The following is a 23,250-nucleotide window of genomic DNA, read 5'->3' on the forward strand; positions in this document are numbered from 1 at the left end:
TAGTGGTCTGACCGCGACGGGATGCCACTGCATCCTGGATCGAGCACGATCATGTGGCGTTCTCCACGGCTGCCCGAGCGGTGGCGCTGTCGTGTGACCAGGACGGGGGCGGTGACGACGTGCGACCACCGCGCCCGGTGTCGGTCGGACACCGCCGGAGACGACTGCGGCGGGCGCGGAGCCGGGTCAGCCGGGGGTGGGGAGGGAGACGGTGACCACCAGGCCGCCCTCGGGGCGGGGGGTCGCCCGTACCGTGCCACCGTGCGCGCGGGCCACCGCCCGGACGATGGACAGCCCCAGGCCGAAGCCCCGCTGACCGGCGACCCGCTCCCGGTTGAGCCGGCGGAACGGCAGGAACATCGTCTCGATCTCGTAGCCGGGCACCACCGGCCCGCTGTTGCGGACCGTCAGGGTGGCCCGACCGTCGACCACGGCGGTGGCGACGGCGAGCCAGCCACCCTCGTCGACGTTGTGCCGGACGGCGTTCTCCACCAGGTTCTGGGTGAGCCGTTCCAGCAGGACCGGATCACCGACGGTGAGGGCCGGGGCCAGCTCACGGGTGACGCGCAGCGTGGTGGACCGGGCGGTCTGCTCCGCGACGTGCCCGGCGACCTCGGCGAGGTCCACGTCGGTGCGTTCGGCGAGTTCGTTCTCCGAGTCGGCGAGGGTGAGCAGCCCGTCGATCAGCCGCTCGTGGCGTTCGTTGACCGCCAGCAGGGTCTCGCCGAGCTGCCGCAGCTCGGGCGGGGCGTCCGAACGGGTGATCGCCAGCTCGACCAGGGACCGGTTGATCGCCAGCGGGGTACGCAGTTCGTGGGAGGCGTTGGCGACGAAGCGCCGTTGCCCGTCGAAGGAGCGGTCGAGCCGTTCGAGCATCAGGTCGAAGGTGTCGGCCAGCTCCTTCACCTCGTCGGTCGGACCGACCAGGGCGATCCGCTCGTGCAGCCCGCGGCCCGCGCCGTCCGCCCCGGCGATTCGGCGGGCCGTGCCGGTGATCTGCTGCAACGGCTGCAACGCCCGGCCGGCGACCAGCCAGCCGAAGGCGACCGCGGCGATGGTCACCACGGCCAGCGCCACCCCACCCTGGGTGAGCAGCGAGTCCAGGGCGTCCCGCCGGGCGTCGTCCTGCACCTGCCGGACGATGGTGCGCAGGTGTTCGGCCTGGCTGGTACTGATCTGGGTGCCCTGCGGCAGCGAGATCGACTCCTGGCCACCGCTGCCGCGCAGGTTGAACCCGAGCCCATGGGCGAGCCGCTGGTCGACCAGCACGTACGTCACGGCGAGCAGCACCGTGCCGGCGAGCAGGAACAGGCCGCCGTAGATGATGGTCAGCCTGGCCCGGATGGTCGCTTTCCTCATCGGATCTGGTACCCCACTCCGGGCACCGTCTCGATGACCGGCGGGTCACCGAGCTTGCGTCGCAGCTTCATCACGGTGACCCGCAGCACGTTGGTCATCGGGTCGATGTGCTCGTCCCAGGCCCGTTCGAGCAGGTCCTCGGCGGAGACCACCGCGCCGTCGGCGCGCAGCAGCTCGGCCAGCACGCTGAACTCCTTGCGGGACAGCGGCACGAAGTTCCCGTCCCGGGTGACCTGCAACCGGGACGGGTCCAGGACGATCCCGGCCCGGGTGAGCTGCGGCGGGGCCGCCGGCCGGGTGCGCCGGGTCAGCGCGTGCACCCGGGCGCTCAACTCGACGAACGCGAACGGCTTGGTGAGGTAGTCGTCGGCGCCGATGGCCAGGCCGGCGACCCGTTCCCGGACGGCGGCGGCGGCGGTCAGCATCAGGATCCGGGTGTCCCGCTCGGCCCGGACCAGCGCCCGGCACACGTCGTCGCCGTGCACCACCGGCAGGTCCCGGTCGAGCACCACCACGTCGTAGCCGTTGACGCCGATCCGTTCCAGGGCCGCGTCACCGTCGTACGCGACGTCGACCGCGAACGACTCCCGGCGGAGCCATTCGGCGATCGCGTCCGCGAGCAGCTTCTCGTCCTCGCACACCAGTACGCGCACCGTTACATCCTCGCCCACGCCGGGATAACCACCGCGTTAACGCCACCGCTTATGCCCTGGATACCGCCTCAGGAGTTGAGTTATCCCTAATGCCGGCTCTCTGCCGGCCGGAAGGGAGACCGACGATGCGACGAAATCCGCTGAGCCTGCTGCTGGCGCTGCCCGTGGTGGCGGCACTGGCCCTGAGCGGCTGCCAGTCCGACGGCGACGACGATCCCGGGGTGGCCACCGCCGGTGGCGGCGGCGCGGAGCCCTCGGTGTCCGCCGCCGGGCTGAGCGACGAGCAACGCCAGCTCAAGTTCACCGCGTGCCTGCGGGAACAGGGCCTCGACGTGCCGGACCCGCAGCCGGGGCAGAAGGGGCCCCGGTTCGACTCCGGGTCGGACATCGACCTGGGCAAGGTGCAGGCGGCGCTCCAGCAGTGCCGCGAGTACGCCCCCAACGGCGGGCAACCCCGGCAACTCGACGCCGAACAGACCGAGCAGGTCCGCAAGCTGGCCGGCTGCATGCGGGAGAACGGCGTGCCGGACTTCCCGGACCCCGCTGCCGACGGGCGTATCCAGCCCGGCAAGGCCAACATCGACCTGAAGGACCCGAAGGTGCGGGCCGCGTTCGACAAGTGCCGGGAGATCATGCCCAACCTCGGTGAACGCCGGAGGACGTCATGAGCACCACGGCCCGCCCCGCCGAGTCGACCGCCGCGGCACCCGACGAGCCACCGGCCCGGCGGCGACGCCCACGGGTCGGGGTCCTCCTCGGCGCGGTGGCGTTGCTCGTCGTGGCGGTGGCGGTCGTCGCGGTCACCTCCGCCTCCGACGGCCGGGCCGACCGGTCCGCCGCCGTCGACCGGCCGCCGGCGACCGCCACCGTGACCCGGCAGACCCTGGTCGACCGGGAGACCAAGAACGGCGAGCTGGGGTACGGCACCCCGCGTGCCCGGGAGAGCCGGCTGGCCGGGACGGTCACCTGGCTCGCCGCGGGTGGCGCGACGGTCAAGCGGGGCAAGGCGCTCTACCGGATCGACGACGAGCCGGTGGTGCTGCTCTACGGCGGCCTGCCCGCGTACCGGATGCTGCGCTCCGGGGTCAGCGGCACCGACGTCAAGCAGTTCGAGCAGAACCTCGCCGCGCTCGGGCACACCGGCTTCGACGTCGACGAGGACTTCACCTCGGCGACCGCCGACGCGGTCCGCGACTGGCAGGAGGACCTGGGCCTGCCGGAGACCGGCCAGGTCGAGCCGGCCCGGATCGTCTACGCCCCCGGCGAGGTCCGGGTGGAGAGCCACGGCGTGGAGGTGGGCGACACGGTCGGCGCGGGCAAGGTGGTGCTGTCCACCACCGGGACGGCCCGGCTGGTCACCTGCACCCTGGACGTCGAGGACCAGCGGCTGGCCCGCAAGGGCGCGGAGGTGACCATCACCCTGCCGGACGGCACCCGCAGCACGGGCCGGGTCGACACGGTCGAGACCGTGGTGCAGACGTCGGCGGCGTCCGGTAAGGACCCGGAGACCGAAACCAAGATCGAGGTCACCGTCACCGGGGACGACCCCAAGGTGCTGGCCGGCTACGACAAGGCGGCGGTGGATCTCGGGCTGATCGCCTCGGAACGCCCCGACGTGCTCTCCGTACCGGTCGCGGCGCTGCTCACCCTCGCCGAGGGCGGTTACGGGCTGCAGGTCGTGGAGGAGACCGGCACCCGGATCGTCGCGGTGCGTACCGGCCTCTTCGCGGCCGGTCGGGTGGAGGTCTCCGGCGAGGGGGTCACCGCGGGGCTGACCGTGGGGATGCCCGGTGACTGAACCGGCCCGGGTCGCCGGCCCCGACCACGTGGTCGAGCTGCGCGACGTCACGAAACGGTACGGCGACACGGTCGCCGCCCTCGGTGGGGTGTCGATGACCGTCGACCGGGGTGCCCTGGTGGCCATCGTCGGCCCGTCCGGGTCGGGGAAGTCCACCATGCTCAACGTGATCGGCACCCTGGACCGGCCCAGCTCGGGCGCGGTCCACATCGACGGGTACGACGCGGCGCGGTTGTCCGACCGGGAGCTGTCCGCGTTGCGGGCCAGCCGGATCGGCTTCGTGTTCCAGCAGTTCCACCTGGCTGCCGGCGTACCCCTGGTGGAGAACGTGGCGGACGGCCTGCTCTATGCCGGGGTGCCCCGGCGGGAGCGGCGGCGGCGGGCGGAGACGGCGCTGCGCCGGGTCGGCCTGGGCCACCGGCTGGACCACCGGCCGCACCAGCTCTCCGGCGGGGAGCGGCAGCGGGCGGCGATCGCGCGGGCGGTGGTCGGTGAACCGCCGCTGCTGCTGGCCGACGAACCGACCGGCAACCTCGACTCCAGCTCCGGCGCGGGGGTGATGGAGCTGCTGCACGAACTGCACGCGGCCGGCACCACCGTCGTGGTCATCACCCACGACCGGGAGATCGCGGCGAGTCTGCCCCGGCAGGTGCAGATGCGTGACGGGCTGATCGTGGCGGACTCCGCCGCGCCGACCGGGGGGGTGCTCCGATGACCACGAGCCCGGTGCGGTCGGTGCGGCAACAGGCCGACACCGGGCGGCCGGAGCGGCTGCGACCGGCCCGGATGAGCCCACGGGACGTGCTGCGGGTCGGCGGCGTGGGGCTGCGCACCCGGCCGCTGCGGGCGTTCCTGTCCGCTCTGGGCATCGCCATCGGCATCGCGGCGATGATCAGCGTGGTCGGCATCTCGTCGTCGTCCCGGGCCGACCTGGACCGGACGCTGGCCGCCCTCGGCACCAACCTGCTCACCGTCGCGCCGGGCAGCACCCTCTTCGGGGCCGACGCCCAGTTGCCGGTCGAGGCGGTCGGCATGATCAGCCGGATCGGCCCGGTACGCCAGGTGTCGGCCACCGCGCAACTGGCGGACACCCCGGTCTACCGGTCGGACCGCATTCCGGTGGCGGAGACCGGTGGGCTGGGCACCCAGGCGGTGGAGCTGGACCTGCTCGACACCGTCGGCGGCACACTGGCCAGCGGCACCTGGCTCAACGAGGCGACCGCGCAGTATCCGGCCACGGTGCTCGGGTCGGTCGCCGCGCAGCGGCTCGGCCTCGGCGCGGCCGGGCCGGACATCCAGGTGTACGTCGACGGGCGGTGGTTCACCGTGATCGGCATCCTGCGGCCGGTTCCGCTCGCCCCGGAACTCGACTCGTCGGCGCTGGTCGGCTGGTCGGCCGCGACCACCTACCTCGGCCTGGACGGGCATCCGACCCGGATCTACACCCGCTCGGTCGAGCAGCACGTCGAGGCGGTCCGGGCGGTGCTGGCGGCGACGGCCAACCCGGAGCAGTCCAACGAGATCCAGGTCTCCCGGCCGTCGGACGCGCTCGCCGCCCAGCAGGCCACCGACGAGGCGTTCACCGGCCTGCTGCTCGGGTTGGGCGCGGTGGCGTTGCTGGTCGGCGGGGTGGGGGTGGCCAACACCATGGTCATCTCGGTGATCGAGCGGCGGGCCGAGATCGGGCTGCGGCGGTCGCTGGGCGCGACCCGGGGGCAGATCCGGACCCAGTTCCTCGCCGAGTCGCTGCTGCTGTCCGCCCTGGGCGGGGTCGGCGGGGTGCTGCTCGGCGGCCTGGTCACCGCCGGTTACGCCAGCTCGCAGGGGTGGCCGACGGTGGTGCCGCTCTGGGTGGTGGCCGGCGGCATCGGGGCGACCATCGTCATCGGCGCGGTGGCCGGGCTCTACCCGGCGATCCGGGCCAGTCGGCTCTCGCCCACCGAGGCGCTCGCCGCCCCGTGACCCGCCCGGTCCGGCCCGGCACCGCCCGGCCGGTGACCTGCCGACGGACGACCACCGGCCCGCGCGTCACAACCCTCACCAGGGATGTGGCGCGCGGGCCGGGGTGGCCCGGCGGCCGTCGGGGACCACCCCGGCCGCCGGGCCACGGTCAGCGGGCCGGAGTCACCGGCGGCTGACCCGGATCAGCTCCCAGCCCCCCTTGGGGACGCCGGGCGTCGGGTCGGTACGCAGGTTCATCGGGTTCGCCATCCCGACGTAGAGCGTGGAACCGTCCACGATCATCGTGCGGACCCCCTGGTTGAGCGGGTTGCCGAAGCCGCCGGTGTCGACCGCGCGGGCGGGCCGGTTCGGCGCGTCGAACGCCCAGAGGTCGGAGCCGAAGGTGGGCGGGGTGGTGGTGGCACCGGCGGGCGGCGTCGGCATCTGCCCCTCCAGGGAGATGTACGCGAAGTCCATGGTGCCGATGTAGAGCCGGCCACCGGCCACCGCCATCTTCCAGGCGTACAGGTTGAACGGGTCGCCGAAGCCGGAGCCGCCGTAGACCGGGGTCACCCCGGTGGATGCCGGCGCCCAGGCGCCCACGCCGTTGTTCGCGGTCGGGTCGAAGGCCGGCAGCGTCGACTCGCCGTAGAGCGTCTCGATCCGTTCGTGCGACCCGCCGAGGTTCTGGCCCTGGAAGACGGCGAACGCCCGCTGGGTGTTCTGCACGGTGGCCTGGAGCTGCGCCTGGGTACGCGGCGGGTACACCGAGACGTGCAGGGCGGTCGCCTGCAGCGGCACGTGCATGGTGCCCCAGTACAGCCGGCCGCCGAAGGAGGCGAGCCCACCGAGGGCGTACGCCCGGCGGACCACCGGGTCCGGCTCGTACTCGGCCGCCGACCAGACCTGCTTCCAGTTCCCGGCGTCCTCCGGGTTGAGACCGGGTGCGCCGACGGCGAGCAGCGGGCTCATCCAGATGCTGGCCAGGTCGTTGACGTCGTCGGCCGGGGGCGGTGCCAGCGGGGTGCCGCTGTCGCCGGAGGCCGGGGCCACCGTGCTGACCGGGGACGGCGCGACCGCGCCCTCGACGATCGCCTTGGGCCAGGTGGAGACGTAGAGCCGGCCCTGGTGTTCGGTCAGGTCGGCGACCTGGGTGGGCAGGTCGGCGACCTCGGTGAAGGTGAACGGGCTGGTGCGGTCACCGGTCCAGCGCAGCACCTTGCCCGACTCGCCGCCGTTGATGCCCACGCCGACCCCGGCGTAGAGCACACCGCCGGCCACCACCCAGTGCCGGATGTTCTCGTACGCGGAGAGGTTGGTCGAGCCGAGGTACCGGCCGGTGACGCCGTCGAAGGCGAACACGTTCACCCCACCGACCACGCTCGGGCCGGCGAGCAGCACGACCCCCTGGTGGGAGGCGGCGCTGCGCAGCCCGGCCGTCGTGTTCAGCAGGTCGGCGTCCGCCGGGGAGGCCGACGTGATGTCGGCGGTGCGCTCGGTGAGCCGCTCGGTGGCCAGGTCGTAGGTGTAGACCTCGGGGGCACGGTGGTCGCCGAGGGTGGCCGGCCAGGCCGGGTTGTTCCGGGCCGGCTGGCTCTGGTTGAACTCGCAGACGTAGTCGTCGTTGAGGATCGGTTCCCGGACCTGGTAGCCCTTGGGCTTCAGGCAGAGCACGTTCGCCCCGGTGCCGAACCAGAGCCGGCGGCCGGCCTGGGCGAGGCCCCAGACGTACGACTGGTTGACCTTGGGCTGCCCCACGGCGCAGGGCGGTCCGGCCGGGTAGTCGACGCCGACCCCGGCGAAGCACTCGTCGGCGGCGGCCTTGGCGAGCAGGCGCACCGACTCGGGCGGGACGTCGGCGCCGGCCGGGGTGGGGAAGGCGGGCAACAGAATCAGGGCGGCCAATGCGGGTAGTAGTCGTCGGGGCAGCGGGTTTCGACGTTGCACGGTGGTCCTTTCCGGGAATGGCCGATCGGTGTGGCGGTGGCCGGGACGAGGTGGACCGGACCGCCTCCGACCAGCGGATGGATGATCGACGTCGGGCACGGGAATGCAGGTCAGGCCGATGATGTGCGTCGACTGACCGGAACGGGAATTGCCGGCACAGGGGCCGGGCCGGCGCGGCGGGATGGGGTGGGGGTGAGGCGGTGATCCGGAGAATGGTGCCGTGGTCCGGACCGATCTGCCGACGAGGTTAACGCATTTCAATGCCGCTCATTACGGTGAGACTTGTTAAGGATTATTGAACCGCCAGGATCGCTGGCCGACCGGGCCGGCGCGTCCCGGAATGCGCGTCGGGACGCCTCCGGCGGGCACAATGGAAATTGCTGATGCGTGGGACGCTTGAGGGTGTCCGGGGCATATCGTGCCAACTGGTCGCTGTCGCCGGAATTCGCCGTGGGCGGGGGGACGGGAGCTGATCCGGGCCGGTGACGGACGGCTCCGGGGCGGCCCGTTCCGGCACCCGGGCATCACCACTGCGAGCAGCGGGAACCCGGGCCGCGTCCGGGTGCCGTGCCGGTGGGGTGACGGAGTACGGCGCGGGCCCCCGGGCCGGGTCGGCGACATCGGCATCGGCAGCGCGCCCGCACCGGTCGGCCCGGTGGGTCTGCCGGGCCATCCCGGCGGGTTGCCGGGCGACCCCAACGAATTGTGTGCATGTTTATTTTCCATAAACACGGGCTATGAACTTGATGACAGTTAATGCAAATTTCTCAATCACTTCGTCAGGCGGTGGCACGGTGACGCGTCGCCGGGTGGTGGCGCGGTGGCGTCGGATGGCTCGGGGTGGCTCGAAGCGTCGTTCGGCGGTGCGGCCGGGGGATGGCGGCGTGGGTGCGGGCCGGGCGGGTGGACCGGGGGCCGGGGTGGATCGGGCCGGTCGGGCCGGTCGGGCACCCATGTCGAGCAGCTCGGCCGGCAGGTGGGGGCGGTGGGTCGGGGCGGGCCGTCAGGCCGGCGTGCGGTAAAGTTTTCTAGCGGGATGTTCCCAGTTACAAAGTTTTCACGAACTTCTATGCTCTGATGCCTCATGATGGATGGATCGATCCCCATCAATGGAGGTATCCCCATGAACGTGTCTCGGCTCGGCGGGCCGACACTGTCGCTGTACCGCATCGTCATCGGCCTGCTGTTCATGCTGCACGGCCTGTCCTCTGTCTTCGGGCTGTTCGGCGGCAACCCGATGACCGGCAAGGCCATCCCGGTCGGCACCTGGCCGGGCTGGTGGGCGGCGCTGATCCAACTGGTCTGCGGCGCGCTGGTGCTGGCCGGTCTGTTCACCAGGCCCGCCGCGCTGCTCGCGTCCGGCTCGATGGCGTACGCCTACTTCGTGGTGCACCAGCCGGACGGCCTGCTGCCGCTGCGCAACGGCGGTGAGCTGTCGGCGCTCTTCTGCTGGTCGTTCCTGCTGATCGCGGTGCTCGGCCCGGGTTCCTGGGCGCTCGACACGCTGCTCACCCGGCGGCGTGCCGACGCCCCGCCGGCCCCGGTGGCCGAGCACGAGCGCAACTCCGTGCCGGCCTGACCGACCGGTCCGCGCCGCCGGAGCCTCGACGAGGCGGCCCCGGCGGCGCCCCCGGTCAGGGGTGGTGGACCACGAGGGTGGCGTCCGTTCCGTCGGCGCGGTCGGGCGCTACTCCCGTCAGGGGTTGTAGGGGGCGTCGGTGTGGCTCACCTCGGTGAGCTTGGAGCCGGAGAGCTTGTAGACCGACGTCCGCTTGATGTTCAGCTCGGCCATCCCCCGGCCGGGGCCACGGGTCAACCAGACCACGGTGGCCCGGCCGTCGGCCACGGTGATCGACACGACCGGCGTCCGGTCGCCGAGGTCGGCCAACGCCCGGAACGTCGGCGTGCCGCCGCTGTTGCGCCACGCGGCCAACGTGTAGAAGGTGCCGGTGCCCCCGGAGTTGATCGCCACCGCGCCCACCGCGTCGTCCGCGCCGTCCCCGTCGAGGTCGCCGATGCCGCACGGCTTCTGCAGTGTGACGGTGGCACCGTCCTCGCCCGACCACTGCCCGTCGGCCAGTGGCAGGTAGTCCGGATAGCCGTTGTAGGGCACCTTGCTGCTGCCGAGTCGGGCCTGGGCGAGGTGGGCACAGGTCATCGGCTTCTTGGCCGGGGCGGCGGCGGGGGTGGTGCTGATCGCCGATGCGGTGGGGGAGGCGCTCTTCGGCTGTGGCGCGGGTGTCTCGCTGGTCGGACTCGCCTCGGGCGTGGTCGCGTTCAGCACCGAGGCGGTGGAGGGCTCGGCGGACGGGCCGACCGTGGGAGCCGCCCCGCTCTGCTCGGCCTGTCCACCCCCGCAGGCGGCGAGCAGGCAGAGCAGGGTGAGGGCCGTGAGGGCCGACGGGATCCGTCGCATGGTCGGGGGTCCTCTCTCGACGTCAGATGCCCGCACCGTACTGATCGATGGCAATACCGGTCATCGGCTCGACGGCCGGGCCGCACCGGCCTGTCGGAGCGGTGTCAGGGGCCGACCGGCGGGCCGGTGTACGGGTGTCCGGGATCGGTGGGCGCAACCGTCCTGAGCTGGAAACCTGCCCGTAACATCGGCCGCCGCCGTCGCTGCCGGGAGCGGATGGGCCGAGGGCTGGCTCACACCGTGGGAGCGGACTGGGCGATGGCGGCGAAGCTGCCTAGACTCGACCTCACAACTGCATACCTCATCCAGAGGGGCTGAGGGATACGGCCCGACGACGCCCCGGCAACCACCCCACGCGCTCATCGCTGAGCGTCCCGTGGGGCAGGTGCCAATTCCGTCCCCGCCGCAGGGTGCGATGTGGGGAAAGATGAGAGGAATCCGACATGACGTCGACGCTCGCCGCCCCCGGTATCGACACCACCGCCAGCCCCGCCCGCGCCCTGGTCTGCCGGGCCTGCTCCGCCCGCTACCCGCTCGCCGCGCAGCACGCCTGTTACGAGTGTTTCGGCCCACTGGAGGTCGACTACGACGCCGCCGCGCTGGCCGCCGTCACCCGGGAGCAGATCGAGGCCGGTCCGCAGAACATCTGGCGGTACGCCGCCCTGCTGCCCGCCGGCCAGGACCCGGCCACCCGGGTCACCCTCGACCCGGGGCTCACCCCGCTGGTCGCGGCCCCGCACCTCGCCGCCGAGCTGGGCATCAGCGCGCCGCTCTGGGTCAAGGACGACAGCGCCAACCCGACCCACTCGTTCAAGGACCGGGTCGTCTCGGTGGCGCTGACCGCCGCGCAGGCGCTCGGGTTCCGCCGGTTCGCCTGTGCCTCGACCGGTAACCTGGCCAACTCGGTGGCCGCCCACGCCGCCCGTGTCGGAGCGCCCTCGGTGGTCTTCATCCCCGGTGACCTGGAGCAGGGCAAGGTGATCACCACGGCCGTCTACGGCGGCGACCTGGTGGCCATCGACGGCTCGTACGACGACGTGAACCGGCTCTGCGGCGAGCTGGTGGAGACCGACGAGTTCGAGGACACCGCCTTCGTCAACGTCAACGTCCGGCCGTACTACGCCGAGGGCTCCAAGACCCTCGGGTACGAGGTGGCCGAGCAGCTCGGCTGGCGGATCCCGGCCCAGGTGGTCATCCCGATGGCCTCCGGCGAACTGCTCACCAAGATCGACAAGGCGTTCACCGAACTGGTCGAGATCGGCCTGGTCGAAGCGCCGGCCGGGGGCTGGAAGGTGTTCGGCGCCCAGTCGGCCGGCTGCAACCCGATCGCCACCGCCCTGCACGCCGACACCGACGTCATCACCCCGGTCCGGCCGACCGGCATCGCCAAGTCGCTCAACATCGGCGACCCGGCCGCCGGCCTGTACGCCCTGGAGGCGGTCCGGCGGACCGGTGGCTGGATGGAGTACGTCGACGACGACGAGATCCGCGCGGGCATCCGGCTGCTGGCCCGGACCACCGGCGTCTTCGCCGAGACGGCCGGCGGGGTGACCGTGGCGGTGCTGCGCAAGCTGGTCGAGTCCGGCCGGCTCGACCCGGCCGCCGAGACGGTCGTCTTCAACACCGGCGAGGGTCTGAAGACCATCGACGCGGTAGCGGGTCAGGTCGGCCCCACCCACCGGATCAAGCCGTCCCTGCGGGCCGCCCGCGACGCCGGTCTGCTCTCCTGAACCCCACGGAGTTGATCTTTGGGTGACCGGGTTTTCGCGGTGCGTGGCGAAAACCCGCCGGGAAGGACTTGACGGCAGGAACCGGACGGCGCAAGATGCTCCGTGCGGGAGGGCTTTCGCCGGAGACTTTTCAAGCCTTGCGACCCAACGCCGGAGGCGTTGTGCGAACGTCCCTCCCGACCAACCTCCGAAGGGGGCCAGCGGAAATCCGCTGGCCCCCTTCGCTCGTCAGCGCCGGCCGGACTGTGACACGCCCCTACTGATCTGGGCGTCATCTGTTGCATGATGGCGGGCATGACGGAGACCCCGCACCCGCTGTACGACAGGCACGCCGACACCCTGCACCGCGCGCTGACCGCGATCGCGGAACGCGGGTACTGGTCCGCCTACCCCGAATCGCCCAGCCCCCGGGTGTACGGCGAGACCGCCGCCGCCGACGGGAAGGCCGCCTTCGAGGCGTACCTCGGTGGTGACTTCCCGCTCGACCAGCCCGGCGCGGCCGACCGGGTGGCCACCGAGACGAGCCCGTTCGGGGTGGCCCTGGACGTGCGGTACCCGCACCCGGGCGCGGACGAGGCGGTCGCCGCCGCCTCCGCCGCCCTGCCCGCCTGGCGCGACGCCGGCCCGCAGGCCCGGGTGGGGGTCTGCCTGGAGATCCTCGACCGGCTGCACAAGCACATCTTCGAGCTGGCCAACGCGGTGCAGTTCACCAGCGGCCAGGCGTTCGTGATGGCCTTCCAGGCCGGCGGCGCGCACGCGCTGGACCGGGCGCTGGAGGCGCTCGCCTACGGGTACGCGGAGATGACCCGGCACCCCGCGACGGCGGGCTGGGAGAAGGCCGCCGGCAAGGGCGACCCACTGCGGATGACCAAGACGTTCCACGTGGTCCCGCGCGGGGTGGCGCTGGTGATCGGCTGCAACACCTTCCCGACCTGGAACTCGTACCCCGGGCTGTTCGCCTCGCTGGTCACCGGCAACCCGGTGGTCGTCAAGCCGCACCCGCGCGCGGTGCTGCCGCTGGCGATCACCGTCAGGTACGCCCGGGAGGTGCTCGCCGAGGCCGGCTTCGACCCCGACCTGGTGCTGCTCGCCCCCGAGGCACCCGGCGAGAAGCTGGCCTCGACCCTGGCCCTGCACCCGGCCGTGAAGATCGTCGACTTCACCGGCTCCACCGAGTACGGCGACTGGCTGGAGGCCAACGCCCGGCAGGCGGCCGTCTACACCGAGAAGGCCGGCCTCAACACCGTCGTGATCGACTCCACCGACGACTTCGCCGGGATGTGCCGCAACCTGGGCTTCACGCTGACCCTCTACAGCGGTCAGATGTGCACCACCTCGCAGAACATCCTGATCCCCGCCGCCGGCATCACCACCGACCAGGGGCACAAGAGCTTCGACGAGGTGGCCGCCGGCATCGCCGCCACCATCGGCAAGCTCACCGCCGACCCGGCCCGGGGCGTCGAGCTGACCGGCGCGATCGTCAACGACGGGGTGCTGGAGCGACTGGACGAGGTGACCAAGGTCGGCCAGCCGGTGCTGGAGTCGCGTACCGTCGCGCACCCCTCGCTGCCCGACGCGGTGATCCGGACGCCGACCATCGTCAAGCTCGCCGCCACCGACACCGAGGTCTACGGTCGGGAGTGGTTCGGGCCGATCTCCTTCGTCATCGCCACCGACTCCACCGCGCACAGCATCGAGATCATGCGGACGACGGTCGGCGGCTGCGGCGCGTTGACCGCCGCCGTCTACTCCACCGACGAGGCGGTGCTGGACGCCGTCGAGGCCGCCGCGATCGACGTCGGGGTGCACCTGTCGGCCAACCTCACCGGCGGGGTCTTCGTGAACCAGTCCGCCGCCTTCTCCGACTTCCACGGCAGCGGCGCGAACCCGGCCGCCAACGCCGCCCTCACCGACGGCGCCTACGTGGCGAACCGGTTCCGCATCGTCCAGTCCCGCCGCCCCGCCTGACCCTCCCGGCCCGCCCCCGCCCCCTCGACGCGGGGGCGGGCTCCCCGTCGTGCGCGCTCCCCGTCGTGCGCGCCGGCTCCGCGGTGTGCGCGGGGCTGCTCGGTGTGCGCGGGGCTGCTCGGTGATCAAGAGGTTTACGTCATGCGCGGGCTTTCAGGGTGACCTGAATCTCTTGATCACCGGGGCGGGCCGAGGTGGGCACGCAGCATGGGTGCCAGGCTCCTCGGTGATCAAGAGGTTTACGTCGTGGGCGGGTCTTCAGGGTGACCTGAATCTCTTGATCACCGGGGCGGGGTGGATTGGGCTCCTGGCCCGACGGCGGGCTGTTCGGTGATCAAGAGGTTTATGTCATGAGCGGGCCTTCGGATGACTTGAATCTCTTGATCGCGGAGGTGGGGTGGGGTGGGCTTGCGGGCTGTTTGGTGATCAAGAGGGTTACGTCGTGGGTGGGTCTTCGGGGTGACTTGAATCTCTTGATCACCGGGGCGGGGCAGAGCGGGGCAGGGCTGGGCGGGGCAGGGCTGGGTGGAGCGGGGCGGGGCAGGGCGGGGTGGGGCGGGGCGGGAGTGGGTGAGGAGGGGAAGAGGGCGGGGAGTCAGGCGGGGCGGCGCATCTGGAGTTCGCGTAGGGCGGGGAGTTTGGGGTGGGGGACGCGGACTCCCGTGTCGGTGAAGCCCAACCGGTGGTAGGCCCGGCAGGCCCGGTCGTTGCCGACCACCACTTCCAGCATGAGCTGCGGTCGGCCACAGGCACGGGACCAGGCGGCCACCTCGTCGATCAGCGCGCCGACCAGGCCGGTGCCGCGCCACGCGGGGGCCACGTAGACCGCGTAGACCAGGGTCAGGTCCGGCTCGTCGGGGGAGGCGGTCCCGCCGGCGTGGCCGACCAGTCGGCCCCCGGGGTCGGCGACGAACTGGGCGGTGTGACACCCCTGGGAGACGTACGCGATCCGGGCCGCGTACTGGGCGTGCGGGCGGGCGGCGGCCTCGGCCACGGTTTCCAGGAAGGCCAGCGGCGCGTCCGCGAGCATCTCCAGCCGCAGCGCCCGCATCCGGGCCGTGTCGTCCGGGCGCACCCGTCGCACGGGGGCCGTCCGGGTCGCCGGAGAGGCCGGGGCGGAGGTCATGCAGGCATGCATAGCGCAGTGATGGTTGGCGATGGGTGGCCGGGTCGATACCCGTCTGATTTAGCCCTATTTGTGGTCGTGCGCAGTCGTCACTCCTCGTGTAGCGTGCGATTTCGGTCACCGATTCAGCGGCCTTCACCGATCGCTGAAACGGGTGGTTCTCCGCTGTCGGCCAGCCGGCATCCCGGGGTTGTGGAACGCCGCGCAGAGTGAGGAAGTGCACCGTGGCACAGGGCACCGTCAAGTGGTTCAACTCCGAAAAGGGTTACGGCTTCATCGCCGTCGACGGCGGGCAGGACGTCTTCGTCCACTTCTCCGCCATCGAGATGGACGGCTACAAGGCGCTGGACGACGGTCAGCGGGTGGAGTTCGAGATCGCCCAGGGCCAGAAGGGTCCGCAGGCCGAACGGGTCCGCGTCATCGCCTGACCTGCCCCGGCGGTCCCATCGCCCGGATGTCGGTCCTGTCGGTGGACCGTCCGGTCCCACCTGTCGGGGCGTCCGCGGGACGGATGGCGGTGGGGGTGCGTGCCAGGAAAGATCGTGAACCGTCCAGGCGTCCCCGCTGAGGAGGGTTCATGTCCGACCAGTCACCTTCGGGTCCGCCCGACCCCGCTGCCGGGTCCTCGGGCGGGCCGTGGGGGTCGCCGTCCGGGCCGCCACCCTCGGGGCCGCCGCAATGGGGGCCGCCGCAATGGGGGCCGCCACCCTCGGGGTCGCCGCAATGGGGACCGGCCGGGACCGGCCCGCCGGCCTGGGCCTACCCGTACCCCGGCAACCCGCAGCCCTCCGCAGGGCCCCACCCGGGCTTCCCGCCGGGCGGTACCGGCGGTTTCCCGCCGGGTGGGGTCGGCTTTCCGCCGGGTGGCGGCTTTCCCCCGGGTGCGGGCGGTTTCCCGCCGTACGCCGGGGGCGGGGCCTGGGGTCCGCCGGACCCGCTGGTCAATCCGCCGTACGCCGGGCTGGACGGTTGGTTCGCCCGGTGCACCGGGGCGCTGCGCCGGGGGTGGCGGATCCTGCTTCCGCTGATGCTGCTCACCCAGGCCGTGCCGGCGGTGGCGGTGTCGCTCCTCTCGTTCGGCACCGGACCGGATGCCACGGAACTGCCCGCCGACGGCTCGATTCCGGAGGGCTACCTCACCGACCTGGCGGTCTACGGGGCCTCAGTGGCGCTGATCGCGCTGGCGTTCGGGGTGGTGCAGGGCATCGGCTGGGCGGGCGGTACCTGGGTGGTGACCCGGCAGGCCGCCGGCCAGCCGGCCGACCTGCCCGGCGCGCTGCGCTACGGTGCCCGCCGCTGCCTCGGACTGTGGGGCTGGATGGTGGTGATGGGCGTGCTCATCGGGGTCGGCTTCTGCTTCTGCCTGCTGCCCGGCATCTATCTCGCCCTCGCGCTCGCCCTCGCCGGCCCGGTCTACCTGTTCGAGGGGCAGAGCCCGATCGGGCGTTCGTTCCGCATGTTCCACGACCGGTTGGGCATGGTGCTCGGCCGGGTGTCGTTGGTCGCACTGGCGGTGTTCCTCGGCAGCGCGCTCGGTGCCGTGGTGGAGTCGGTCGGCACCCTGCCGTTCGGCACCGACCCGTTCACCGCGCCGGGCACCGCCGTGGGCGCGGTGGCGGTGATCCTGGTGAGCGCGGCGCTGGTGGCCCCGGTCTACCTGGTGCAGCTCGTGGGTCTGGTGGTGACGTACGCCGAGCAGCGGGCACAGGAGGGGCCGGTGAACGCCGCGCGACTGGTGGCGGAACTCGGCTGACCGGCCCCATCGTGCTTGCACTCGGCAGGGGAGAGTGCTAAACAAGTCATTGGCACTCGCATACGATGAGTGCCAATGGTCGGGGCGGTAGGGCCACGGTCACACCGACGTCTCGATGGCGTCGGGTGGCACGAGGCCGGTCGTCGCGGGCTGTCCGGCCCGACCGAGGAGGACGTCGTCGTCGCCAGGTGGCGACGTCCCCAAGGTGCGTACACCAGGCGGCCCGTCCGGGGCACAACACCCGGGTGGCCCGTGAGTGTCCAGGAGGACAACGCCGTATGGCCAAGATGATCGCGTTCGACGAAGAGGCTCGCCGCGGCCTCGAGCGGGGCATGAACCAGCTCGCCGACGCCGTGAAGGTGACCCTCGGCCCCAAGGGCCGCAACGTGGTGCTCGAGAAGAAGTGGGGCGCCCCCACCATCACCAACGATGGTGTGAGCATCGCCAAGGAGATCGAACTCGAGGACCCGTACGAGAAGATCGGCGCCGAGCTGGTCAAGGAGGTCGCCAAGAAGACCGACGACGTCGCCGGTGACGGCACGACGACGGCGACCGTCCTGGCCCAGGCCCTGGTGCGCGAGGGTCTGCGCAACGTGGCCGCCGGTGCCAACCCGATGGCCCTGAAGCGGGGCATCGAGACTGCCGTGGCCAGCGTCTCGGAGGAGCTGTCCAAGCTCGCCAAGGACGTCGAGACCAAGGAGCAGATCGCCTCCACCGCCTCCATCTCCGCCGGTGACAGCACCGTCGGTGAGATCATCGCCGAGGCGATGGACAAGGTCGGCAAGGAAGGCGTCATCACCGTCGAGGAGAGCAACACCTTCGGCCTGGAGCTCGAGCTCACCGAGGGCATGCGCTTCGACAAGGGTTACATCTCCGCGTACTTCATGACCGACCCGGAGCGTATGGAGGCCGTCTTCGACGACCCGTACCTCCTGATCGCCAACAGCAAGATCTCGTCGGTGAAGGACCTGCTCCCGATCCTGGAGAAGGTCATGCAGTCGGGCAAGCCGCTGCTGATCATCGCCGAGGACCTGGAGGGCGAGGCCCTCGCCACCCTGGTCGTCAACAAGGTCCGGGGCACCTTCAAGTCGGTCGCCGTCAAGGCGCCGGGCTTCGGTGACCGTCGCAAGGCCATGCTGACCGACATCGCCATCCTCACCGGTGGCCAGGTCATCAGCGAGGAGGTCGGCCTCAAGCTCGACGCCGCCAGCCTCGACATGCTGGGCCGCGCCCGCAAGGTCGTGGTCACCAAGGACGAGACCACCATCGTCGACGGTGCCGGCGACGCCGACCAGATCCAGGGCCGGGTCAACCAGATCCGGGCCGAGATCGACAAGAGCGACTCCGACTACGACCGCGAGAAGCTGCAGGAGCGGCTGGCCAAGCTGGCCGGTGGCGTTGCGGTGATCAAGGTCGGCGCGGCCACCGAGGTCGAGCTGAAGGAGCGCAAGCACCGCATCGAGGACGCCGTCCGCAACGCGAAGGCCGCCGTCGAGGAGGGCATCGTCCCGGGTGGTGGTGTCGCGCTGGTGCAGGCCGGCAAGACCGCCTTCGACAAGCTGGACCTGACCGGCGACGAGGCGACCGGCGCGCAGATCGTCAAGATCGCGCTGGACGCCCCGCTGCGGCAGATCGCCGTCAACGCCGGCCTCGAGGGTGGCGTGGTCGTCGAGCGCGTCCGCAACCTGGACGCCGGTCACGGCCTCAACGCCGCCAGCGGTGAGTACGTCGACCTGCTGGCCGCCGGCATCATCGACCCGGCCAAGGTGACCCGGTCGGCGCTGCAGAACGCCGCGTCGATCGCGGCGCTCTTCCTCACCACCGAGGCCGTCGTGGCGGACAAGCCGGAGAAGACCCCGGCCGCCCCGGCTGGCCCGGGTGGCGGGGACATGGACTTCTGAGTCCAGCTCCAACGCCGAGAGGGGCGGGCCGCGCAAGCGGTCCGCCCCTCTCCGTATCCATGGCCCGCTTCCCGCCCGGAGCAGGGGTGGTCAGGGCCGGGCCGCCCGGACCGCCGCGAACGCGTCGACCAGGCCGGCTCCGGTCGACGCCGCCGCCGGGCCGCAACTGAGGTCGGCGGGTCCGGCCGGCTGCGCGGTGTCCCGCAGGATGCCCCTGGTCCGGGCCAGGTCACCGACGAGCGCCGGGTTCGCCGACCACATCAACGCCACCACCCCCGCCACCTGCGGGGTGGCCATCGAGGTGCCGTCCAGGGTGGCGTAGCCGCCGCCGGGCATCGCGGACAGGATCCCCGCCCCGGGGGCGACCAGGTCGGGTTTGCCCGCCCCGCCAGCGGCGGGACCACGGCTGGAGAACTCGGTCACCGTCCGGTCGCGGCCGACCGCGCCCACCGTCAGCACGTCCGGGTACGGCGCGGGCGGGTCGACGATCGACCCGCAGTCCGGCCCGGTGTTGCCGGCGGCGGCCACCACCAGGATGCCGGCGGCCTCCAGCGCGGCCGTCGCCGGACGCAACGCACCCGGGTCGCAGCCCTCCACCGGTGGACACCCCCACGAGTTGGTGAGCACGTCCGGCGCCCGATCCGGTCGACCGTCGGTGAACGGGTCACCACCGGCCGGGAACGGGGCCAGCATGAACTGCAGGCAGTCCAGGTAGCGCGCCGGGCTGCCCAGGTTGCGGTCGAGGTTGACGCAGCCCACCCACTGCGCGCCCGGGGCCACCCCGATACCGTCGCGCCCCACCGCGCTGCCCGTGGTGTGGGTGCCGTGACCTCCGGTGTCGGTCGGGGCGCGGGTGTGGTCCCACGGGTCGTACCAGGAGTCGTCGCCGCCCCGGAAGCCGGCGGCCAGCGCCGGGTGGGTGCCGTCGACCCCGGAGTCCGAACTGCCGATCACGACCCCGGTGCCGGTGACACCCAACTCCGACCAGACCCGGTCGGCACCGAGCATCCGGATGTTCCACTCCGGGCCGGTCGGGGCGGGCTGGTCACCCCGGCTGGCCGGTGCCGGTGCGGGCAACGGCCGGAGCCGCTGGCTGACCAGCACCCGGGCCACCTCGGGCCGGGTGGAGAGCCAGGCCCGCACCGCCGGTCCGCCGTCGGTCTCGATCGCGTTGACCAGGTAGTACGGCGTCGGGTCGAGGCGTAGCCGGGTGAGGTCCCGGCGCAGCGCGCCCTGGGTGCGCTCGGCGGTGGCCACCAGCCGGCGGTGGACCTCGGCGGTCCGTGCCGCCCGGCCGGCGCGACCGGGCGTACCAGCGGGTAGGTCGGAGAGGTCGGCCTGCTCGCGGAGCACCACCAGCAGCCGCTCGCCGTACAGGCCGGGGCGGCCGGCGGTCACCTCCACCACGCCGACGGTGAGGAGCAGGACGGCCGCGCTCGACGCGGCGACCAGCCGGCCGGGGGCACGCCCGTGTGGCCGGGCGAGCAGCACCCCGTACCCGATGGCCAGGACGACCGCGACGGCGAGCCCGACGCCGGTCGCCACCGCGACCCAGTACGGCACGTCGCGGGTGGTGGCCAGCAGGATCGAGATCTCCTCCGGGTCGGTGAGGGCCAGTGGACCGAACACCGCCAGGCCGACCAGCCAGCGGACCGGCGCGGCCCCGGCCGGTGCGCCGGCCCGCCGGGCCGCCACCTGGCACGCGCCGAGCACGAAACCGAGCGGTGGCACGTACAGCAGCGCGGGAAGCTGGGCGCCGGACTGGCCGGTGCCGGCGACGAGCAGCAGCAGGACGATGCCGGCGACCAGGCCGCCGACCAGCACGGTACGGGCGGCCCGGGGCGGCCCGTCGCCGGTGAACGGGGACCAGAACCGGTCGCCCAGCAGCGCCCCGGCCAGCACGCCGAGCGCCGTCGCGGCGAGCCCGGCGAGCACCGTCTCCAGCAGCCCGCCGAGCGCGCCGAACCAGACCCACGGCACCAGTAGGGCCAGCCCGGCCGCCACCGCCAGCAGGGTGACCGCCCGGGGTCGGCCGGCACCGCCCGCCACCCCGCGCGGACCGTGCCCGGCCTGCCGGTCCGGCGTGAGCTGCGGGTCCGGGCCGGGCTGCGGGTGCGGGTGCGGGCCAAGCTGCCAGGGCGGGCCGGGGTGCCGGGTCGCGGTGGTCGGGGCGGGCAGGCGGGTGGCCAGCGCCGCGAGCAGAGCCGCCGTCGCGGCCAGCACCGCCAGGTACAGCTCGTGGTGCACCGGCGGAAGCGCCCGCAGGGAGCCGAGGGCGATCAGGGCGAGCCCGGCGCTGAGCCAACCGCGCCCGGCCGCCCGGACCCCGGCCGAGCGGGGCAGCAGGGCCAGCAGCACCGCGGGCAGGCCTGCCAGCAGGGCCGTGACCAGGCTGAGCACCGGCCAGAGCCACCCCCACCGGTCCCACCCGGCGGCCACCTGCAACTGCTCGACCGACCACCCGACCACCTGGAGCAGCGCGGCGAGGGCGACCGTCCAGCCACCGGCGAGCGCGGCGGCCACCACCGGCCACGGGCCGGGCGGACGGCCGGTGCCCGGCGGGAAGCCGTGACCCGGCGGAGGAGGTGCGTCGGCCAACATCCGGAAACAGTACGACGCGGCCCGTCCGGTGGGAGCGTTCGGCCCTGCCGCAGGTCACCGGCGGCCCCGGTGGCTCCGGTTGCGTCGCCCGGCCGGCCCGTCGCCCGGCGGCACCGCGCCGGTGGATCGGATCCCGGTCGCCTCCGAACCTGCTGTCCGTGGGTCCGGGCGGATACGGTGGACGGGTGCGTGACCCCAACGTGACCCGAGTCGCCGCCGGCCAGCTCTCTCCGGTGCGCCGTGCCGCGGACCTGCGCCGGCTCCGGGCCGAGCGGTTCGACGTGCTGGTCATCGGCGGTGGGGCGACCGGCGCGGGTGCCGCGCTCGATGCCGCCTCCCGGGGGCTCAAGGTCGCCCTGGTCGAGGCCCGCGACTTCGCCGCCGGCACGTCCAGCCGGTCCAGCAAGCTGATCCACGGCGGCCTGCGCTACCTGGAGCAGCTGGAGTTCCACCTGGTCCACGAGGCGTTGACCGAGCGGGGGCTGCTCGCCACCCGGCTCGCCCCGCACCTGGTCCGGCCGGTCCCGTTCCTGATCCCGCTCCCCGCCGGCAAGGGCCTGCGGGACCTGCCGGCCCGGCTGTTCCGGCGCTCCTACTACGGCGCCGGGGTGGCCGCCTACGACGCGTTCGCCGGGATCTTCGGCACCGGTCGGGGAATGCCGCTGCACCGGCACCTGAGCCGTGAGGGGGCCCGCCGGGTCTTCCCCAGCCTGCGCGCCGACGCGCTGGCCGGGGCGATCCGCTACTACGACGGCCAGGTCGACGACGCCCGGCTGGTGGTGACCCTGGCCCGTACCGCCGCCAGCATGGGCGCCACCGTGGTGAGCAGTGCCCGCGCCGTCGGGCTGGTGCGGCAGGCCCGGGAGGTCACCGGGGTCAGGGTCCGCGACCTGGAGGCCCCCGCCGGCTCCCCGGACGCCGAGTTCGAGGTACGCGCCCGTACCGTCATCGCCGCCACCGGCGTGTGGAGCGACGACATGTCCCGGATGCTCAACGACGTCGGGCTGCGCCCCGGCATCCGGGTCCGGGCCTCCAAGGGGGTGCATCTGGTGGTGCCCCGCTCGGCGATCACCGGTGAGACCGGGCTGATCGTGCGTACCGCGACGAGTGTGCTGTTCGTCATCCCCTGGGGCGGGCACTGGATCATCGGGACCACCGACACCGACTGGCAGCTGGACCGTTCCCACCCGGCCGCCTCCGCCCGGGACATCCGGTACCTGCTGGACCAGGTCAACACCGTGCTGGACCGTCCGTTGTCCAGCGCCGACATCGAGGGCGTCTACGCGGGGCTGCGCCCGCTGCTGGCCGGCGAGGCCGACTCCACCTCCAAGCTCTCCCGGGAGCACGCGGTCTTCGAGCCGATGCTCGGGCTGCTGCTGGTGGCCGGCGGCAAGTACACGACCTACCGGGTGATGGCCGCCGACGTGGTCGACCGGGCCGCCCACCGGCTCGGCGGCGTACGACCGTCGCGCACCGCCGACCTGCCGCTGCTCGGCGCGGACGGGTACGCCGCCATGTGGCGGGACCGCGCCGACCTGGCCCGCCGGCACGGGGTGCCGGTGGGTGTGGTCGAGCACCTGCTGGAGCGGTACGGCACGCTCACCCTGGAACTGCTGACGCTGATCGCCGCGGATCCGCTGCTCGCCTCGCCGCTGGCCGGCGCACCCGAGTACCTGGCCGCCGAGGTGACCTACGCCGCCCGCTCCGAGGGCGCGCTGCACCTGGAGGACGTGCTGACCCGGCGTACCCGGATCTCCTTCGAGACGAGCCACCGGGGGCTCGACTCGGCCGGGCACACGGCGGAGCTGATGGGCGCGGTGCTCGGTTGGGACGCGACCACCCGGGAGCGGGAGGTCGCGCACTACCGCGCCCGGGTCGAGGCGGAGCGGGAGTCCCAGCTCATGCCGGACGACGCGACCGCCGACGCGGCCCGGCTGGGTGCCCCCGACGTCCGGGGATTCGCCGCCGACCGGGGGGTGGACGGCGGCGCGGGTGGCCCGATCGAGCTGCCGACGCCCCTGCGCTGACCGGTCCGGGGTGGTCCCCGCTCACCGGCG

17 protein-coding genes and 1 riboswitch are annotated in these 23,250 nt (G+C 72.9%); of the genes, 11 read left to right on the forward strand and 6 right to left on the reverse strand.

The features are described 5' to 3' along the window. Positions 1–186: 186 nt before the first annotated feature. Together GA0070623_RS20935 and GA0070623_RS20940 are read right to left on the reverse strand one after the other, a co-directional pair. Positions 187–1,359, reverse strand: a complete 1,173-nt coding sequence (locus GA0070623_RS20935) for a sensor histidine kinase (RefSeq protein ID WP_067305295.1) — start codon at positions 1,357–1,359, stop codon at positions 187–189. Continuing rightward, the gene (locus tag GA0070623_RS20940; protein WP_067305293.1) at positions 1,356–2,012 is read right to left on the reverse strand and encodes a response regulator transcription factor; all 657 of its coding nucleotides are present in this window, start codon (positions 2,010–2,012) and stop codon (positions 1,356–1,358) included. Before GA0070623_RS20940 ends, GA0070623_RS20935 begins: the two co-directional genes overlap by 4 nt. Positions 2,013–2,137: 125 nt before the next feature. Here GA0070623_RS20940 and GA0070623_RS20945 point away from each other — a divergent pair, with 125 nt between their 5' ends. The 4 genes from GA0070623_RS20945 to GA0070623_RS20960 are packed head-to-tail and all read left to right on the forward strand — an operon-like array spanning position 2,138 to position 5,772. Then, entirely contained in the window at positions 2,138–2,680 is a 543-nt protein-coding gene (locus GA0070623_RS20945) for a hypothetical protein (protein WP_067305290.1), read from the forward strand. After that, positions 2,677–3,810: a peptidoglycan-binding protein gene (locus tag GA0070623_RS20950; RefSeq protein ID WP_084261181.1), complete on the forward strand. Its 1,134-nt coding sequence runs from the start codon at positions 2,677–2,679 to the stop codon at positions 3,808–3,810. Before GA0070623_RS20945 ends, GA0070623_RS20950 begins: the two co-directional genes overlap by 4 nt. A 28-nt stretch (positions 3,811–3,838) precedes the next feature. Further along, positions 3,839–4,525, forward strand: coding sequence for an ABC transporter ATP-binding protein (locus tag GA0070623_RS20955; protein ID WP_067305344.1), 687 nt, complete (start codon positions 3,839–3,841; stop codon positions 4,523–4,525). Continuing rightward, positions 4,522–5,772 (forward strand): ABC transporter permease, encoded by a 1,251-nt coding sequence (locus GA0070623_RS20960; protein ID WP_067305286.1) that lies wholly within the window; start codon positions 4,522–4,524, stop codon positions 5,770–5,772. Before GA0070623_RS20955 ends, GA0070623_RS20960 begins: the two co-directional genes overlap by 4 nt. 162 nt (positions 5,773–5,934) lie before the next feature. On the opposite strand, the gene GA0070623_RS20965 is transcribed toward GA0070623_RS20960, so the two are convergent. Next, positions 5,935–7,698: a hypothetical protein gene (locus GA0070623_RS20965; protein ID WP_231932504.1), complete on the reverse strand. Its 1,764-nt coding sequence runs from the start codon at positions 7,696–7,698 to the stop codon at positions 5,935–5,937. 1,123 nt (positions 7,699–8,821) lie between these two features. Here GA0070623_RS20965 and GA0070623_RS20970 point away from each other — a divergent pair. Further along, entirely contained in the window at positions 8,822–9,277 is a 456-nt protein-coding gene (locus GA0070623_RS20970; protein ID WP_067305282.1) for a DoxX family protein, read from the forward strand. A gap of 117 nt (positions 9,278–9,394) precedes the next feature. Here GA0070623_RS20970 and GA0070623_RS20975 read toward each other — a convergent pair whose 3' ends face one another. After that, entirely contained in the window at positions 9,395–10,114 is a 720-nt protein-coding gene (locus GA0070623_RS20975) for a hypothetical protein (RefSeq protein WP_067305278.1), read from the reverse strand. A 298-nt stretch (positions 10,115–10,412) separates the two neighbouring features. After that, positions 10,413–10,548, forward strand: a riboswitch (SAM riboswitch). Positions 10,549–10,557: 9 nt separating this feature from the next. Here GA0070623_RS20975 and thrC point away from each other — a divergent pair. Together thrC and paaN are read left to right on the forward strand one after the other, a co-directional pair. After that, entirely contained in the window at positions 10,558–11,844 is a 1,287-nt protein-coding gene (gene thrC / locus GA0070623_RS20980) for a threonine synthase (RefSeq protein WP_067305275.1), read from the forward strand. 294 nt (positions 11,845–12,138) lie between these two features. Then, on the forward strand, positions 12,139–13,812 hold the full coding sequence (gene paaN, locus GA0070623_RS20985) for a phenylacetic acid degradation protein PaaN (protein WP_172898437.1): 1,674 nt from the start codon (positions 12,139–12,141) through the stop codon (positions 13,810–13,812). A 595-nt stretch (positions 13,813–14,407) separates the two neighbouring features. Here paaN and GA0070623_RS20990 read toward each other — a convergent pair. After that, a complete protein-coding gene (locus GA0070623_RS20990) occupies positions 14,408–14,938 on the reverse strand; it encodes a GNAT family N-acetyltransferase (RefSeq protein ID WP_067305337.1) in 531 nt (176 codons plus the stop codon). 224 nt (positions 14,939–15,162) lie between these two features. Between GA0070623_RS20990 and GA0070623_RS20995 the strand changes: the two genes are divergently transcribed. From GA0070623_RS20995 to groL, 3 genes are all read left to right on the forward strand, one after another. Further along, entirely contained in the window at positions 15,163–15,366 is a 204-nt protein-coding gene (locus GA0070623_RS20995; protein ID WP_067305333.1) for a cold-shock protein, read from the forward strand. A 599-nt stretch (positions 15,367–15,965) separates the two neighbouring features. Next, on the forward strand, positions 15,966–16,691 hold the full coding sequence (locus tag GA0070623_RS21000; protein ID WP_067305268.1) for a hypothetical protein: 726 nt from the start codon (positions 15,966–15,968) through the stop codon (positions 16,689–16,691). A 278-nt stretch (positions 16,692–16,969) separates the two neighbouring features. Beyond that, positions 16,970–18,592: a chaperonin GroEL gene (gene groL, locus GA0070623_RS21005; RefSeq protein WP_067305265.1), complete on the forward strand. Its 1,623-nt coding sequence runs from the start codon at positions 16,970–16,972 to the stop codon at positions 18,590–18,592. 90 nt (positions 18,593–18,682) lie between these two features. Here groL and GA0070623_RS21010 read toward each other — a convergent pair whose 3' ends face one another. Further along, positions 18,683–21,193 (reverse strand): S8 family serine peptidase, encoded by a 2,511-nt coding sequence (locus GA0070623_RS21010; RefSeq protein ID WP_084261178.1) that lies wholly within the window; start codon positions 21,191–21,193, stop codon positions 18,683–18,685. Positions 21,194–21,378: 185 nt separating this feature from the next. Here GA0070623_RS21010 and GA0070623_RS21015 point away from each other — a divergent pair, with 185 nt between their 5' ends. Next, positions 21,379–23,220, forward strand: coding sequence for a glycerol-3-phosphate dehydrogenase/oxidase (locus tag GA0070623_RS21015; protein ID WP_407937944.1), 1,842 nt, complete (start codon positions 21,379–21,381; stop codon positions 23,218–23,220). Positions 23,221–23,250 lie beyond the last annotated feature (30 nt).

This window comes from Micromonospora rifamycinica, assembly GCF_900090265.1.
Taxonomy (GTDB): domain Bacteria; phylum Actinomycetota; class Actinomycetes; order Mycobacteriales; family Micromonosporaceae; genus Micromonospora; species Micromonospora rifamycinica.